This window comes from Thermofilum sp., assembly GCA_038741495.1.
Classification (GTDB): Archaea; Thermoproteota; Thermoprotei; order Thermofilales; family Thermofilaceae; genus Thermofilum.
On record JAVYKX010000001.1, the window covers coordinates 633,633 to 650,148 of the forward strand.

Consider the following 16,516-nt stretch of genomic DNA (forward strand, 5'->3'; position numbering starts at 1 on the left):
ACCCAAGTAGAGAAGAGAAAAACATAAATAAAACCAAAACCAGCTAAAAACACCACCCAGCCCCGGTATCAGCGAAGAATGAGTTGAAAGTACCATTTTCACCACTCTTACCATTCTTGCCATTCTTACATGTATCGGCGAAGAATGAGTTGAAAGCCTCAACGTTGAGGAGAGCTCTCTCTATCTTTTCGTATCAGCGAAGAATGAGTTGAAAGGAGTGGCCAGGAAGTGCGAGGGGGCTGCGCGGAGCGGAGGTTCCTCATGTATCAGCGAAGAATGAGTTGAAAGTTTCTCCTTCAAGCCGCCTCCCCGCAGGCTCCGCCACCTCGTATCAGCGAAGAATGAGTTGAAAGTCGGTGTAGGTTGGGGGTTTTCCTGCTTACTCGCTATTGTCAGCGAAGGGTTGGGTTGTTGGCTGTTCTGGTGGGGTGTTGCTGCCTGGGTGGTAAGGGCTTTAAGTTTCTGGGTGTGTGGATGTTGGTGCGTAGGGGGGTAGCTGAGCTTCCGCTGCATGGGGGGCGTGTGCCTTCCTGGCTGGTTGCGAGGATGAGGGAGCTGGCTGGGGTAGTGGTTAGGCTGGTTGTGGACGAGTACGGGACGGGGGGTTTCCTCGAGAGGGTTGCCGACCCGGTGTGGTTTCAGGCGCTTAACAACCTTATCGGGATGGATTGGGATTCTTCAGGCTCGACGACTGTCACGACCGCGGTTCTCAAGGAGGTTCTTTCGAGGCTGGATCTCGGCGTGTACGCGGCGGGGGGTAAGGGTGGTGCGAGCCTTAGGACTCCCCAGGAGCTCGAGGGGCTGGCCCGCAGGCTGGGCCTCGACGCGGAGAGGCTGGTGAGGGCCTCGATTCTCGTCGCTAAGGTTGATAGCGCGGCGCTCCAGGCGGGCTACCAGCTTTACCACCACGCGTTCTTCCTGGATGGGGAGGGCCGGTGGGCTGTGGTGCAGCAGGGTATGAACCCGCAGGTGAAGGTGGCTAGGCGCTACCACTGGTTCTCCGAGAGTGTTTCGAGCTTCGTCGAGAACCCTCACAGGGGTGTTAGCGGTGTGGCGGGCACTGCTTTGAACACTGTTGACGCTGGCTTCGGCGAGCACCGGAGGCTTCTCGCCGATCTAGCGAAGGAGAGCCCTGCGAGGCTTGAGTCCGAGCTGCAGCAAGCTTTAGCCGCAGCCCGGGGGCTCGCGCCCCTGGTCAGGTACGAGCCTTACCCGCTCGAGAAGGTGCGGGAGACTGTTAAGCGCTACCTCCGGCTCGGCGGCGCCGCGCTGAACCTTCGGGCGCTCGAGGCTGCTCGCGAGCTTGATGTGCGCAGCTACGAGGAGCTGCTCGCTATCCGGGGTGTGGGCCCGAGCACGGTGAGGGCGCTGGCGCTGATCGCGGAGCTGGTTTACGAGACGCCTCCGAGCTGGAGGGATCCTGTCACCCACCCGGTGGACCCCTTCAAGTTCGCTTACGCTGTGGGCGGTAAGGACGGTGTGCCGTTCCCGGTGGACAGGAGGACTTACGACGAGGTTCTCTCGATCTTGAGGGAGCTGACCCAGCGGGTGAGGTCGCCCTGGGCTCTGAGAAGGCTCGCAGCGCTCACTAGGGATTGGCAGCCGCCGGAGGAGGAGAAGGTCCCGACGCTCTAGCTCCGCTTCCCAGAGTGCTCTCGGCCCTGCCCCCGGGGGTTGGGCGCGAGGAGGTATAAATAGGCGGTAGCTGTACTTTCCCGTAATGTCGCGCGCTCGCGAGGTAGAGCTCTTGAGGAGGAGGGCGAGATCCTTCCTTGCGAGAGCTTTAGAGAGCTTTAACGCGGGGGATTACGACTTAGCTGTCTTCCTCGCGGAGCAGGCGGTGCGCTGCACTTAAAGGCAATGCTGCTGGAGAAGGTGGGCGACTACCCCAGGGTGCACTCGACAATGGCTCTCGCCTCGATCCTCGGTAGGCTGCCTGAGTGCGGAGAGCTCGTGAGCTTCCTTGAGGAGAACAGAGTTGAGGTCGGTCTCCTGGAGGATGCTTACATAGCTTCGAGGTACCTAGCGAGGGAGTACAGCAGGGAGGAGGCTGAAATTCTCGTGAACTTTGCGAGAGAGGTTTTGGAGCATGGAGGTGTATGTTGACATCCTCTTGAAGAGGGCTGAGATGGTCAGGAACTGGAGGGTGTACGCTGCTAGGGTAGCGGAGGCGGCTAGAGCTGTTCTCCCTGGCGCGAGGGTTTACGTTTTCGGGAGCGTGGTGAGGGGTGAGTGCACTGGCGGCAGCGATGTCGACGTGTTGGTGATTTCGGGGAGCCTTCCGAGGAGCGGCTTGGAGAGGGCGAAGGTAAAGGTGAAGATAGAGGAGCTTGCGGGCCTCCCGCCCTACCACCCTTTCGAGATCCACCTAGCGGATGAGGAAGAAGGGGGGTGGTACCTCAGCAGGGTCGGAGAGCTTGTGGAGTTTTGAGCGGTGCGGCGCGCAGTTTTCCTCTGCAGCCCGGGGGAAAGGCTATTTACCCTCCGCGCCGAGAGGGGTGTGTGGCGAGGCTGACCTTCCGAGAGATTGAGCGAAGGTTCTTCGACTTTCTCGCCGCGACGGTTGTCGACCACAAGCCGGTCACCAGGTGGAGGGGGAGTGGTGGGGAGGTAGAGCTTCCCTTCTTCAGCGCGGCTAGGCCGGACGAGGTTCTCGCCTTCGAGGTGCACCTCTCACTGCCTAGGCTCGGTGGGGCGCGTTGGCTCCTCAGGCTGGATATCACGGGGAACGGGCTGCTCCGCGTCGATGGAGAGCTTTTCCAGGCTGTTGACGAGCAGCATAGGCTCGCTGTTCTCGAGCCGGGGGAGAGGCGTGTCGCCCTGGAGGCGACTCCGCGCAGGCTTTTCGGCGAGAACCCCTGGTCGTTCGCCTTCGTAGGGTCGAGCCTCTCCGCTGTGCTCTGGGACGAGTTCCACCTCGCTTTATCGCTGCTCGACCTGCTCCAGCTCGCGAAGGGTAGGAGCGACCTCCTGGAGGCTCTCTCCCGCGCGGCGGAGGAGGTTGAGCTCACGCCTAGCGTCACGCAGGTCTACGCTGCGCACACGATCCTGTACGGGCACTTCGCGCCGGAGAGCACGCCCGAGTACCGCGGCCCCCGCTGGGACTTCGCCTACACTGCGAGCGTGTATGGCCCCCGGGTGCTGGCGGGCTTCGCTGCCGACATACCTGGGCCTAGCGTGGAGGAGGTGGTCGAGACTGCTAGGAGGGTTCGGGAGAAGCTGCCCACCGGCGCAGCCGCGGGGAAGGTGTACCTCTTCGGGCACGCTCACATCGACACTGCCTGGCTGTGGCCGTTCAGCGAGACGAGGAGGAAGGTGGTCCGGACGTTCGCGACTGTGGTGCGGTTGGCGAAGATGGGGTACAGGTTCACGTACGTGCAGAGCGGGGCCCAGAACTACAAGTGGCTCGAGGAAGCGGAGCCCGAGCTCTTCGAGGAGGTTAAGAGGCTGGTGAGGGAGGGGCGGTGGCTGCCGGTAGGCGGGATGTGGGTTGAGGCGGACACCCAGCTGGTCACGGGGGAGTCTCTGGCGAGGCAGCTGCTCTACGGGCAGCGGTACTTCGCCGAGAAGCTCGGGGCGAGGAGCAGGGTCGGGTGGCTTCCCGACTCCTTCGGCTTCAGCGCCCAGCTCCCCCAGCTCTTCCGCAAAGCTGGCATCGAGGTCTTCGTGACGCACAAGGTGATGTGGAACGACACGAACGAGTTTCCCTACCACGCTTTCGTCTGGGAGGGCCTTGACGGCAGCGAGGTCGTAGCCCACATCATCGTAGCCACCTACAACGGCTCCCTGACGGCGAGCGAGCTGGCGGGCCTGTGGGAGAGGTACAAGCAGAGGGATCTGGCCCCGGCGGTGCACGCGTACGGGTTCGGCGACGGGGGCGGTGGGCCTACTTTCCTGATGCTCGAGCGGCTGAAGCTCCTCCGCTCTATCCCCGGCCTACCCGAGCCCGTCGAGGCTCCGAGCGAGAGCGAGTACGTGAGCGAGCTGCTGAAAGCTAAGGAGAAGCTGCCTCGCTGGAAGGGTGAGATCTACAACGAGTTCCACCGCGGCGTCTACACTACGAACCTGAAGGTTAAGGAGCTTGTCTCTAGGGCCGAGAGCGAGGCCCGCTGGGCCGAGCTGGCGGCGGCGTTAGCTCACCTTTTCGGCCTGGCAGGCTACCCCGCCCCCGAGATCAGGGAAGCTTGGGAGCGCTTGCTCCGCTGCCAGTTCCACGACGTGCTGCCCGGCTCCTCCAGCTACGAGGCTTACGCTGAAGCCTACGGGGACCTCGAGGCTGCGATCACCTCCTTCGAGGCGGTTTCGCGAAAGTCGCTCGAAGCGGTCGCTGAGCGCGTAGACGCGCCTAAGGGCAGCGTGGTCGTCTTCAACTCTCTACCTTGGCCGGTTAAGCTGCCCCTGAAGCTCCCGGGGCTTGGCTACACCTACCCTGACGGTAGGCCTGTGGAGGCGCAGAGTTCCGGTGAGGGGCTGGTGGCGGTGGTCGAGGTCCCCGCGACCGGCTACGTCGCGCTCCTGCCGGGTGCCAGCCAGGAGCCCTCGGGCGGTGCGAGCGCCCGGGCTGAGGAGGGCGGCGTGGTGCTCGAGAACGAGCTGCTCAGGGTGAGGTTGAGCGGCGGCGGGGAGCTTCTCTCGGTGTACGACAAGCAATCCGGCTTCGAGGTCCTGGCGGCTCCCAGCAACGTGCTGCGCGCGCACCCCGATAAGCCCGGCAGCTTCGACGCTTGGGATATCGACCGCTCTGCAGTCGAGTCGCCTGGCTACGCTTTCCAGCCTGCTGAGCCCCTGAGGGTGGTCTCGAGCGGGCCTGTCGCAGCTTCTGCTGAGTGCGCGCTCCGCTTCAAGAGCTCGACGGCCAGGGTGAGGGTCACGCTGTACAAGGGTTTGAAGCTCGTGGAGATCCGAGTCTCTTTCGACTGGCGCGAGAAGTGCTACCTCGTGAAGGCCTGGTTCGACTTCAATGTGAAGAGCGATACTGCGCACTTCGAGGTGCCGTTCGGGGTGGTCGAGAGGAGGACGGTGCCCAGGGACAGCTGGGATGAGGCGAGGTACGAGGTTCCCGCGCTCAGGTGGGTAGATGTCTCCGACGGAGCTCGCGGCGCCGCGATCATCGCTCCCACTAGGCACGGCTACAGCGTGCGAGGGTCGAGGGTAGGTCTGAGCCTCCTGAAGTCCCCCTTCATGCCGAACCCGTGGTCCGACCTCGGCCGCTTCGAGGTCGTTTACTACCTGTACCCGCACGAGGGCGACTATAGGGCTGGGAGGGTTTACGAGAAGGCTTACGAGGTCTGGGCTGGGCTCAAGCTGGCTGAGAAGAGGGCGGAGGGGGGAGGCATGCCGAGGGCGGCGAGCTTCCTCGAAGCAGAGCCCGGTGTTATCGTCGAGGCTGTGAAGCTGGGTGAGGAGAAGGGTGTAGTGGTCAGGCTGTACGAGGTGGAGGGGAGGAGCCGCGAGGTGGTGCTGAAGCTTCCGGGTAGCTTCACGGTCTTCGAGACGAACCTCCTCGAGGAGAACCCGAAGATGGTGGGCAGAGGTTCTAGCGTGAGGCTGAGCTTCAAGCCTTTCGAGGTTAAGACCCTGCTCCTCGAGAGAGCTTGAGGCTGGGGCGAGCGGAACTTTCTCTCGCTAGCCTTTGCGCTTCCGTTCGGCTTTACTGGGGGCCGTGCCCCCGGCTGGGGCTGCGAGCAGAGTGAAGAACTTATCTGCGCTCTGCCTGCTGCTAGCGAAGAAGATGGGGGCTGGTTTCGCGCCGCACTGCGGGGAGAGCTCCCCTAGGAGCTGCTTCGTGGACCGCAGGTATCTCCACGAGTACGAGAACCCTTCGATCGTGGGTGTGAACCGGGAGCCGCCGCGCGCTGCTTTCCTCCCCTGCCCCGACCGCGGCTCCGCTTTGAGCAGCGGATTCCTGGAGTCCCCTTGGAAGATTTCGCTGAACGGGAGGTGGAAGTTCAAGCTCGTCCAGAGCCCGGAGCAAGCGCCGCCGGGCTTCCACGAGCCCGGCTTCGACGACTCGGGCTGGGATGAGGTCGAGGTCCCGAGCTGCTGGCAGCTCCTCGGATACGATAAGCCGATATACCTCAACTTCAGGTACCCTTTCCCGCCCCACCCTCCCTACGTGCCGCAGGGCTGGAACCCTACGGGACTCTACAGGAAACGTTTCAAGCTGGACGCTGAGCTGGAGGGCAGGAGGCTCTTCCTCGTCTTCGAGGGTGCGGGCTCCGCTTTCTACGTGTGGGTTAACGGGCGCTACGTGGGCTTCAGCAAGGATTCAAGGACGCCTGCCGAGTTCGACATCACCCCTTACGTGAAGCCCGGCGAGAACCTGGTCGCGGTTGAAGTGCTTAGGTGGAGCGACGGCAGCTACCTCGAAGACCAGGATATGTGGAGGCTGAGCGGGATCTTCCGGGATGTTTACGCCTACTTGGCGCCCGAGGTGAGGATACGTGATTTCTTCGTGAAGACGCGGTTCGGCGAGGACTACGTGGACGCGGTGCTCGAGGTTCTCGTAAAGGTGCGGAGCTACTCCCGGGAGGAGAAGCAGGGCCTGGCGGTCGAGCTGGAGCTACTGGATGCTGACGGGAGGCCGGTGCTGGAGAGGCCTCTAGTCCGCTTTGTCGGCGGGGTGAAGCCCGGGGAGGAGGTGTACGTTACTTTTCAGTGCGAGGTTAAAGCGCCCAGGAAGTGGTGCGCGGAGGACCCCTACCTCTACAGCCTTCTTCTAACGCTTAAGGGGCACGATGGCTCGGTTCTGGAGGTTATCCGGGAGTTCGTCGGGTTCCGCCAGGTTGAGGTGAGGGATGGCAGGGTCCTCGTCAACGGGAAGCCTGTATACCTCAGGGGGGTGAACAGGCACGAGATCGACCCCGTGAGGGGGTACGCTGTGACGAGGGAGCTGATGGAGCTGGACGTGCGGCTCATGAAGCAGTTTAACTTCAACGCGGTTCGCACGTCGCACTACCCGAACCACCCCTACTGGTACTACCTGTGCGACAAGTACGGAGTGTACGTGGTGGACGAGGCGAACGTAGAGTGCCACGGTATCGCCAGCATCGGCAAGACTGGGCCTCTGCGCAACGAGCCGGCGAACAACCCCGAGTGGCTTCCAGCGTTCATGGACCGCGTTATCCGAATGGTGGAGCGCGACAAGAACAGGCCTTCCGTGATCATGTGGTCGCTCGGCAACGAGTCCGGGTACGGCTTCAACCACGAGGCTGCAGCCGCCTGGGTCAGAGGCTACGATCCGACCCGCCCAGTCCACTACGAGGGGGCGGTTCACGTCCTCGAGGTCGGGGGCTCTGTGCCCAGGAGCGTGGACGTTATCAGCGTCATGTACCCTTCGCTGGACTTCCTCGAGTGGCTCGCCACCGAGCTGCGGGACGACAGGCCGGTCATCATGTGCGAGTACGCTCACTCGATGGGGAACAGTACCGGAAACCTGAAGGAGTACTGGGACGTGATCCGAAAGCACCGCAGGCTGTGCGGTGGCTTCATCTGGGACTGGGTGGACCAGGGCCTCCTGAAGGAGGAGGGGGGTGTCAAGTACTTCGCTTACGGTGGGGACTTTGGCGAGGAGGATCACGACGGCAACTTCAACATTAACGGTATTGTTTTCCCCGACAGGACCCCTCAGCCCGCTCTCTGGGAGTGCAAGAAAGTGCAGCAGCCTGTGGAAGCGGAGCCCGTGGATCTGAGCAGGGGGCTGGTGAAGATCGAGAACCGCTTCGACCACTTGAAGCTGAGCGAAGCGGTGGAGATCTTGTGGGAGGTTCGCGCAGATGGCCGCACGCTCCAGGAGGGCCGCTTGGAGGCTCCTGACCTCGAGCCTGGAGAGTGGGAGGTAATCTACGTGCCCTACGAGCTGCCGAGCCCGGAGCCGGGCACCGAGTACTGGCTAGTGCTTAAGTACGTTCTATCCAGAAGCTTCCCGTGGGCTGAGAAGGGCTTTATCGTCGGCTGGAGCCAGTTCAAGCTGCCCGTGCGGGCTCCGGAGCCCCCGCCGCTCAGGATCCCCGAGATGCCGCCGCTCGAGGTCGGGGATAGCGACGGCTCTCTTAGGATCGCGGGCAGGGATTTCGAGCTGGTTTTCTGCAAGCGCACGGCTAGCTTCTCGTACGTGTTTAAGGGCAGGCAGGTTGTCAGGAGCTTTAACCCTCTCGAAGTGTGGAGAGCTCCTACAGACAACGACGAAGGGCTCGATGGGCGTGGGGCGGCTAGGAAGTGGAGAGAGGTAGGGCTCAACAGGGTAGTGCACAAGGTCCTGTGGGTACACGCTCACCGAGCTGCCCCTCAAGTAGCGGTGGTGAGTGCCGGGCTCCGGACGGAGGCGCCCGACACTGGGCTCGGCTTCACTTCAACGCTCGAGCTAACTGTTTACGGGAACGGTGACGTGAAAGTCGCGGTCGACGTGAAACCTGACGAGGGCCTGCCCGTGCTTCCGCGCGCCGGCTTCACGCTCGGCCTGCCCGGAAGCTTCTCGCGCGTAGCTTACTACGGTAGAGGGCCTCACGAGAACTATGTTGACAGGAGGTTCGGAGCGATGGTAGACGTCTACGAGACAACGGTCGACGAGATGTTCGTGCCGTACCTCAAGCCTCAGGAGAACGGCAACCGGTGCGATGTGAAGTGGGTTGCGCTGCGCGACGAGAGTGGGGTCGGCCTGCTAGCGGTAGCTACGAGCTCTATGGAGTTTAGCGCTCACCGCTGCACGCCACACGACCTTGAGTCCGCGAAGCACCCCCACGAAGTGAAGTGGCGCGACGAAGTGTACCTCCACCTCGACTACAGGCAGAGGGGGTTGGGGGGAGCCAGCTGCGGCCCCGATACTCTGCCTCAGTACGAGCTGCAGCCCGAGCCGTTCCGCTTCGAAGTTATCCTGAAGCCCCTGGAGCCGGGCTCCGACCACATCCGCTTGAGCAAGATCAAGCGGTACTCTTTCTAGGAACCGCTCTCACGCGAGTTTCACCGTAAGTAACTTGTCAATCCTCTGACAAGTAATATATAAGTCATTGTCTGACAACAGACATTCGTGGCGGCCGTGGAGAGCTTGGCTTACGCGCAGAACCCGTGGTGGGAGTGGAGTGACTGGTTTTCAAGGGATCGAGACTTGCGAAGCTACGAGAGAATGAGGGTTAAGTGGAGGCCCGGGTGGCTGAGCAGCATCTCGCTAGAGCCCTTCTCGCTCAACTTTATCGTGGGGCCTAGGCAGGTTGGGAAGACCACCGGGGTGAAGATCCTGGTTTCAGAGCTCTTAAGGGAGCGGGACCCATTCTCGGTTTTCTACTTTAACTGCGACCTAGCGGTCGACGCGAGAGAGCTGAGGAGGGTGCTCGACCTCTACCGCGGCTTGAAGCAAGCTCACGGAGTGAAGTCTTCGGTAGTGATCCTCGACGAGGTGACTGGGCTGGAAGACTGGTGGAGAGTGGTGAAAGGCTACATCGATCTCGGCTACTTCGACGAGGACGTCTTGATCCTGCTGGGCTCCGCCTCGTTCAGGATCAGGGCGTTCGCCGAGGCCTTCCCCGGAAGGAGAGGGAAGGGCGTGACAGTGGAGGTGCTCCCCCTCGCTTTCCATGAGTACGTGTCCGCGCACGGGGTGGAGCCGAGAGCCAGCGAAGCCAGCCGGGTTTCCAGCCTCTTTAAAAGGTACTTGGAGACGGGAGGCTTCCCCAGGAGCATCAACGGAGACGAGAAGTTTGCGGAAGACCTTGTGGCCAGCGTTGAGCGGGACGCCGTCAAGGCGGGGAGGAATCCGAAGCTCTTGAGGCTCGTGGCGCGGGAGCTGATCGCGAAAGCTCCCTCCGCGCTGAGCTTCAACGCGGTTGCGGGGGAGCTGGGAGTGTCCCACAACACTGTCCACGAGTACGTGAAGCTGCTAGAGGACATGTTCCTCGTCTCCACAGCCTACATGAAGCACGGGGACCGTGTGCTCTACCGGCGCGAGAAGAAGATCTTCTTCCGGGACCCTTTCGCGGCCCGAGCCTTCGCCTCCCTGCTGGGCGTCGAGGCCTCGCGGGCAGCGCTCCTCGAGTGGGTCGTGCAGGAGCACGTACTCCGGAAGTTTGGCGAAGTGTACTTCTGGCACAACGGCTACGAAGTGGACGTGATCGCCGGGAACCTGAAGCTCGAAGTCAAGACGGGGAAGCCGCACAGGAGGTACCCGAGAAGCGTCACCGTCCTCTCGGAGGAGAGCATACCCGCATTCCTCCTCGAGCTAGCGAGGAGCTAGTTCCCCGCCTTCGTCGCCCCCCGGCCTCGCCCCTCCGGGGGAGCTCTCCGAGTTAAACCAGCTTCTTCGCCAGCCTGCGGGCGCCGAGGATTCGCCACGCGGCGTAGGCCATCACCGCTCTACCGTACATGTCCGTGACCTGAGTGGCCCAGGCTCCGGGCGCACCGTAGAAGAGCGAGAGAAGCTGAGCGGGCACCGCTCTGAGCGCTATCACGGACACGCTGCTGATGAGTAGCGGGAGCCACACGCTGCCCATCCCCCTGATCGCCCCGAAGAGGGCTGAGCTCGCGCCGAGACCTACCTCGCTCGCAGCGGCGAAGAGCAAGTACACTGTGGTGAGCTCGGCGATCTTCGCGTCTTCTGTGAAGAAGTAGCCCACAAAGGGTGATGAAGCTGCGAGGAGGAGTGCTGCGAAGCTCATCCAGAGAGTGCCGATCCTAGCGCTCTCCAAAGTCACGCGGGCCGCTTCCCGCGGGTTGTCGGCCCCCGTCCTCCTCCCCGCCTCGACCAGCGCGGCCATGCTGATAGCGAAGCTAGGCTGAATCACTAGATTCTCGATAGTCAACCCGATGTTGTGGGCAGCAAGAGCCTGGGTTCCGCCGCGCGCGACAGCGTTAATGTACACGTTGTGCGCAGCGCTCGCCACTAACCGCTCAGCTGCGGTTGGCAAACCTACGAGGAGCGTCCTAGCAGCCAGCGAGGAGGGTAGGGCCAGCTTCACCGCTAGGGGCGGCGGCCACACGAGATAAACTGCAAGGCCAGAGTAGCTCGCAAGGCTGGAAGCGAGCCCAGTGCCCACCACGCCGAGGACCTCCGGCTTCGCGAGCACCGGGATCGCGGCAGCCCCCACAGCTGTGCTGATAGCAGAGCCTACTGCAGGCGGCCAGGGGCGCTCCGCGCTCCGGTACACCGACGACAGGACAGCGTTGACAGCCATCGCGGGAAGCGAGAGCATCCGCACCACGGCGTAGCGGTACCCTTCCAGCACGACCCCCGGGTTACCCTGAGAGAGGAGGGCGAGGTAGCTCCGCAGCCAGAGCGGCGCAGTTCCCGCTAGAGCTAGCGAGAAAAGCACCGCTGCCGCCAGCGTCTCCCCAGCCGCGCGAGAGGCGACGTCGTGCTTCCCCGCGCCGAGAGCCTGTGAAGCGACAACGCTGACACCGCCGACGAAAACTGAAAACGCTGCGTTGATGAGGAAGAAGAGGTAGCCCGAGAGCCCTACAGCGGCGGTCGCCTCTGTCGAGATCCGGGTGACAGCCCACAAGCTGATCAGACTGAGCAGAGAGTCCGCCAGCACCCCGAGAGTGATAGGCAGCGCGAGCTTCGCGACGCTGGAGCTCACAGAGCCGTTAAGCACACCGCAGGGTTAAATTTCTTGAAGCTTGTCTCCGCTAGCCCATGCTCGCTTCACCCTCTCGTAGAACTCGAGAACCTTCGCCGCCAGCCTGTCCGCAGAATCCCTGGAAACCTCGAAGGCCTTCGGGCACGCGGGGTCTACGCGCACCCAAAGCCCATCGTGGATTAGCGGGTAGAGCCTGCACGCCTCCGGCCTGGCGCGGTATATCCTGCACGCGCCCGTCGCGGGATCCAGGAAGAAGCAGCGCCCCTCCACGAGCTTCAGCACAGGGACACCGAACCTGCGCTCGACAACTTCCTCGAGCGCGAAACCCTCCCTGCTAAGCCTCTCCAAGTCTTCCGGGGTTAGCGGGACGATAGCCTTCACGCAGCACTTCCCACAGAAGCGGCTGCCGATCCAGCAGTCGACCGGCAGCTCAGCCATCCGAAGGGGATGGCGCGGCTAACGCCCCCTTAAAGCTTGTGCGCCTCACGCCAACTTTAAAGCGGGTTTCCCCAGGCAAGTCTCGGGGGATGACGACTTTGCCGAGTGTTGAGAGGTGAAAGACCATTCATGAACCGACCCCTGCCTGCTCGAAGAATCTATCAGCGCGTGGCGAGAGAAGCGGAAGAAAAAGAAGAGGTTTTAAGGATACTAGCCGCGCGCTTAAAGCTACTCTTTGGTGACTACGGTTTTCGAGAAAGTAACTATCTTCAAGACCTTACCCTGCTCCACGTCCACGAGAACTGTCGCGTAGCCGGAGGACCCCTTCAGGACGACCACGGCCTGCTTAGCCTTCAGGGTGATATCGCCCGTCCCCTGCACCCTAGCGGTGATCAAAGGCTTGATCGCGGTCACGTTGAACCCCTGCTGCAGCAGCTTCGAGGCATCGGGGTCGCTCTGCAGGATGGAGAGCACTCTGCTCTCGTACTCGCTGCTCACCTCCACCCAGCGCCAGTACCCTCTAGGCGCGAAGCCCTTGCCCACACCCCTCGGGAACCCGGCGGTGGCGTTGGGGCAGGGGCAGCACGGCGCCTGGTAGCCTCCCTGCTGAAGCGGCTGAGCGGTGAGCTTGTTCGCGGCAAGGGCGCCGGCGAGCACGGGGATGGTAACTGCGATGGCGATTGCAGCAGCGATAGCAGCTACCAAGATCCAGGTTGCCTTCATGGCTGGTCACAGGTAGTGCGGAGCCCCTTTTTCAAAAAGCATGTGGACTTTTGTTCTACGAAATAGCCTCTAGGCCCGCGAGCCTCCTAGAGCTACTCGAGTATGCCGAGTCTCTTCCTGAAGTACTCGTCCACCTTCCTCTTAACCTCCTCGGGGATTTCGCGCTCGAAGGGCAGCTCCTCCGCGTCGGCCACCTCCCTTACTAGCTCGAGAGCCAGGAAGCCGGGCAGCTCGAAGGCGAGGGGGTGGAGGAGGTCTGGGGAGTCGTCAACCGTGTGTATGCCGTAGCCGGCGCCGCTAGACCTGTAAATATTCACAGAGGGTACCTCGTGCCTCGCGAAGCTCGCGCTATCGCTGGACATGACGTCCTCGCTCACATCCACCTTTACTCCCAGCCTGCGCGCCAGGGACTCCGCGTAGTGCCTCAAGCTCTTCGACCCCGTCACGATGATGCTCGTCGAGCCGAAAGCGGCACCGTGAACATCCAGGTTCAATACCAGGACAGCGTTCCTCAACGCGTCTTTCACGCGCTCCACGTGCGCCTGCGAGCCGCGGAGACCCAGCTCCTCGCCGCTGAACAGCGCGAACCTCACAGTGCGCTTGCACTCAACCCCTCTCAGCGCCTTCGCGAGGGCTAGAACCAGCGCAGAGCCCGCAGCGTTGTCCAACGCTCCCTGCACCCCGTACACGCTGTCCAGGTGCGCAACCACGTACACTACCTCCTCCGGGTACTTCCACCCCCTCTTCTCCGCGATCAAGTTCTGCGCCTCCGCGTCCCGGTACTCCTGGAGGAGGGTTAACCTCACCCTCCTAGCTTCCAGCAAGCTCAGCGCATCCCTGTACTTCACGTACACCGCCGGCAAGCTACCGTACCTCTCCCTCCACTCGTAAGGCACATCCACCCTGCTCAGCCCGCGAACCGGGGAGCTCTCCGCAATCACCAGCCCAGCAGCCTTCCCGGCGAGCTTCCTCCACCTATCCTTCTCGGGCCTGGCCGAGGCCAGCCCGATCCAGCCACTCCCCGCCGGCACGACCGCCGCGTCCCCACGCTCGATGTAAGCGAGCTCACCCTCCACTCCATCCTCACCCGTCTCCCCGCTGAAGCCGACCGCCGAGCACGGCACAAAACCCGCCGGAGGATCCACGACCTCTAAGCTAGCTGCGAGAACCTCGAAGACCTTCACCGTGAACGGCTCGAAGCTCACCTCGTACCCCATGCTCCTGAGCTCCGCGGCTGCCAGCTCTCTAGCTGTGCGCTCCCCCTCGCTCCCCGTGAAGCGCGGGTGGGAAGCAAGCCTCCTCGCTACCTCGTACGCGTACGCTGCCTCGCTGAAAAGCCCGAGCATGCGGAGTGCTTTACGAGACTGCTTTAAGCGTTTTTCGCCCCAGCCCCGCTGCCGCTCAGTGATGCAAGCTCCCTTGCGAGCGCCGCGAGCTGGATAGCAGCGTAGTGTGCTTCGCTCTCCTCCGCCCCCCGGAAGTCCTCTTGGGACACGTACCTCACCTCCGCGTACTTCGCGAGCGCTAGCCTACTCCAGAGCTCGAAAGCGCGCTTATCCGCTGTAAGCAGCGTCGCACCCTTCACGAGCTCCGGGTCCACGGAGGGGATCGAGACATCGCACCAGGAGGGAGCGCTCGGGACCCTGCCCGCGTAGGCCTCGAGAACTTCGTATGCCATGAGCAGGATCTCAGCCTTGAGGGCCCCGCACGGCCCCTTGCTCTCAGCCACCTTGTTGAGAACTTCGGCGTGAACGCAGTAGGGCAGGAGGATCGAGGGCCCGCCCGGCCTCGCGTAGTTGTGCAAGCCGCGGTAAACCATGTTCGTGTCGACCACATACCTAGCTCCCGGGTCGAGATCCAGCACGCTGAAGCCTAGGAACTGGTGTGCTTCCTCAGGCGGATCGCAACTCTTCTTCGCGAGAGCTGTGAGGAGCTTTCCCAGGAACTCTCTCAAGTGCTTCGGGTTGGGAGGCGGGAAGGACGGGAGGCTGAACGACTCCACCCTAACCTCCCTCCCAGCCTTGAACTCGCGTAAGCGGCATACAGTCAGGGAGGCTGTAGGAGTCCTCAAGGCTAGCTCGGTTCGCAGCACTCCTTCCTCCACCTTATCACGAAGCTCCAGCGAGAGCGCTGGAACGCTATCGTCGTTCACCCAGCTCTGAGGCAGGGAGAGGTTCAGCTCCAGGCAGATTTCCGCGATCCGCTTCCTGAGGCGAGGCAGCCCTTTCAACTCCTCGAGGTACTGGCGGGCAGCATCTGCGTTAAGCTCAGGCCTCCTTGGCGTGGGCGGCGAGCCGAGAAGCTGAACCGGCTGAAGGTAGCGGGGAACATAGGGGTAGAAGAGGCCAGTCCACGGCCCGAAAGGGAAGAGAACATGAGCTACGTCCGCACCCTCCACGCTGGCGGCGATCGAAAGCGATACCGCTCCGAGGAGCGAGCCCGAGGTTGGGACCGCAACTGCCCTCCGGCCTCTGAGCAGCTGCCGCGCAGCTTCAAGCGAGCCCTTAAGGTCGCGGGGCTGCTCCTCGAGCTTCAGGTCCAAGCCAAGCACCCTCCCCGCGAAGCTCCTAACTTTCTCCGCATCCTGCTTCGCGAAGCGGCTGTAAAGGGCTACCGCCTCTGCGATAGCGAAGCTCTCCGCGAGTCGCGCCACTGAGGAGGCTGCCGACGCGAAAGTGTAGCTCGGAGAGCCGACGAGAAAAACTGCGAGGTCGTAACCTCTCACAGGGTTATGCGCACTCTCCGCGTGAAAAGCCTAACGCTCTTAGAGGTAGAAGCGCGGGAAGAGTTGAAAAGCTGGAGCGCTTTCAGCTCTGCGTGGAGCTGAAGCGAGAGCGCCTAGCCGCAGTCTTCCGGGCGGTGGTCTTCGAGCTGGAGGAGAGCGGTGCTGCGAGAGCGGAGTCGAACCCCAACCTGCTCGGCGAGGTGAAGGTTCGCGTCCACCTTAGAGCTCTCCGCGTCCGGAAGCTCGGTGTTCTCGTCCAGAGGCTACCAGGGAGCCTGGCGGAGCCCCTCTGGGAGCCAGTCTTCAAGCTCCGCAGAGCTGATGCTGGCGCGCTGTGCCGCTTCCACGAGGAGGCTGCGGGCGGCGAAGCTTACTGCGAGAAGCCCGCGTCCGGGCCGGGTGGCTACTGCCGGGAGCACGCCGCCAGCTGGAAGGCTCTCTACGAGAGGTGCGCGCAGGGCGATGACGAGGCGTGCGCTGAAGCCGGTGGCGCAGCTGAGGGGGAGTTCGCGGTGTATGCGCTCGACTACGGTGGGATGAGGCTGAAAGTAGGCCTCACGCAGCTGCATCGCTTCCTCTGGAGGGCTGCTGAGCAGCCGCACGTCTCAGCGGCGGCTCTGGCTTCAGGCGGGCTGCTCCGCATGAGAGAGCTCGAGAAGGAGCTGGGGAGGAGGCTGGGGGCCACAGAGGGGGCTGGGGCGAGGCTCGACGACAGGCTGCAAAGCTCTGCGAGGGCTTTAACGCTCAGCCCTCTGGAGGCTGCTAAGAGGCTCGCCAACATGCTGGCAGGCATCGGGCTCGAAGGCTCTTTCGAAGCGCTGCAGGTGAAGCCGAGGCTCCTTAACCCGCGGGAGTTCCTGGCGGAGCACTGCCCCCTCAGCAGCCTCGCTGGGCGGAGGCTCAGGCTCCTGGATTACTGGGCCGGTATTCTCGCTTTCGAGGACGTAGATAGCGGAGAGAGGCTTCTGCTGGAGAAGTGGCAGCTTCTCCACCGGCTGGTAACTGTGGATTTAGCTTAAGGCGCGGCGCTCTGCGCCTTCCTGGCTCGTCTTCCCGCTTTCAA

The 16,516-nt window shown here is 62.7% G+C and carries 13 protein-coding genes and 1 CRISPR repeat array; of the genes, 8 read left to right on the top strand and 5 right to left on the bottom strand.

Translation table 11 applies throughout. The features are described from left to right. The first annotated feature begins 65 nt into the window (after positions 1-65). A CRISPR array of direct repeats spans positions 66-353; the repeat unit is 25 nt; unit sequence GTATCAGCGAAGAATGAGTTGAAAG. A gap of 121 nt (positions 354-474) precedes the next feature. The 7 genes from QXU72_03645 to QXU72_03675 all read left to right on the top strand — a co-directional run bounded on the left by QXU72_03645 (position 475) and on the right by QXU72_03675 (position 10,225). Then, on the top strand, positions 475-1,635 hold the full coding sequence (locus QXU72_03645) for a DUF763 domain-containing protein (protein MEM0494350.1): 1,161 nt from the start codon (positions 475-477) through the stop codon (positions 1,633-1,635). A gap of 85 nt (positions 1,636-1,720) precedes the next feature. Beyond that, positions 1,721-1,855, top strand: a complete 135-nt coding sequence (locus QXU72_03650) for a HEPN domain-containing protein (protein MEM0494351.1) — start codon at positions 1,721-1,723, stop codon at positions 1,853-1,855. Positions 1,856-1,860: 5 nt separating this feature from the next. Beyond that, positions 1,861-2,106, top strand: coding sequence for a HEPN domain-containing protein (locus QXU72_03655; GenBank protein MEM0494352.1), 246 nt, complete (start codon positions 1,861-1,863; stop codon positions 2,104-2,106). Beyond that, complete coding sequence (locus QXU72_03660) at positions 2,090-2,431, top strand: nucleotidyltransferase domain-containing protein (GenBank protein ID MEM0494353.1); 342 nt, start codon at positions 2,090-2,092, stop codon at positions 2,429-2,431. The genes QXU72_03655 and QXU72_03660 overlap by 17 nt, the downstream gene beginning before the upstream one ends. Before the next feature lie 71 nt (positions 2,432-2,502). Continuing rightward, entirely contained in the window at positions 2,503-5,598 is a 3,096-nt protein-coding gene (locus QXU72_03665; protein ID MEM0494354.1) for a glycoside hydrolase family 38 C-terminal domain-containing protein, read from the top strand. Between the two features lie 91 nt (positions 5,599-5,689). Further along, complete coding sequence (locus QXU72_03670) at positions 5,690-8,938, top strand: glycoside hydrolase family 2 TIM barrel-domain containing protein (GenBank protein MEM0494355.1); 3,249 nt, start codon at positions 5,690-5,692, stop codon at positions 8,936-8,938. An 87-nt stretch (positions 8,939-9,025) separates the two neighbouring features. After that, complete coding sequence (locus QXU72_03675) at positions 9,026-10,225, top strand: ATP-binding protein (GenBank protein MEM0494356.1); 1,200 nt, start codon at positions 9,026-9,028, stop codon at positions 10,223-10,225. Between the two features lie 52 nt (positions 10,226-10,277). On the opposite strand, the gene QXU72_03680 is transcribed toward QXU72_03675, so the two are convergent. The 5 genes from QXU72_03680 to QXU72_03700 form a co-directional block, all read right to left on the bottom strand. Further along, positions 10,278-11,567 carry an MATE family efflux transporter gene (locus tag QXU72_03680; protein MEM0494357.1) on the bottom strand — a complete coding sequence of 430 codons (1,290 nt, stop codon included), beginning with the start codon at positions 11,565-11,567 and terminating at the stop codon, positions 10,278-10,280. 24 nt (positions 11,568-11,591) lie between these two features. Next, positions 11,592-12,005, bottom strand: coding sequence for a YkgJ family cysteine cluster protein (locus QXU72_03685; protein MEM0494358.1), 414 nt, complete (start codon positions 12,003-12,005; stop codon positions 11,592-11,594). A 228-nt stretch (positions 12,006-12,233) separates the two neighbouring features. Continuing rightward, positions 12,234-12,728: a hypothetical protein gene (locus QXU72_03690; GenBank protein MEM0494359.1), complete on the bottom strand. Its 495-nt coding sequence runs from the start codon at positions 12,726-12,728 to the stop codon at positions 12,234-12,236. A 92-nt stretch (positions 12,729-12,820) separates the two neighbouring features. After that, on the bottom strand, positions 12,821-14,074 hold the full coding sequence (locus QXU72_03695; protein ID MEM0494360.1) for a M28 family peptidase: 1,254 nt from the start codon (positions 14,072-14,074) through the stop codon (positions 12,821-12,823). 23 nt (positions 14,075-14,097) lie between these two features. After that, complete coding sequence (locus QXU72_03700; protein ID MEM0494361.1) at positions 14,098-15,453, bottom strand: hypothetical protein; 1,356 nt, start codon at positions 15,451-15,453, stop codon at positions 14,098-14,100. Positions 15,454-15,545: 92 nt separating this feature from the next. Here QXU72_03700 and QXU72_03705 point away from each other — a divergent pair, with 92 nt between their 5' ends. Next, the gene (locus tag QXU72_03705; protein ID MEM0494362.1) at positions 15,546-16,472 is read left to right on the top strand and encodes a hypothetical protein; all 927 of its coding nucleotides are present in this window, start codon (positions 15,546-15,548) and stop codon (positions 16,470-16,472) included. The last annotated feature ends 44 nt before the right edge of the window (positions 16,473-16,516 follow it).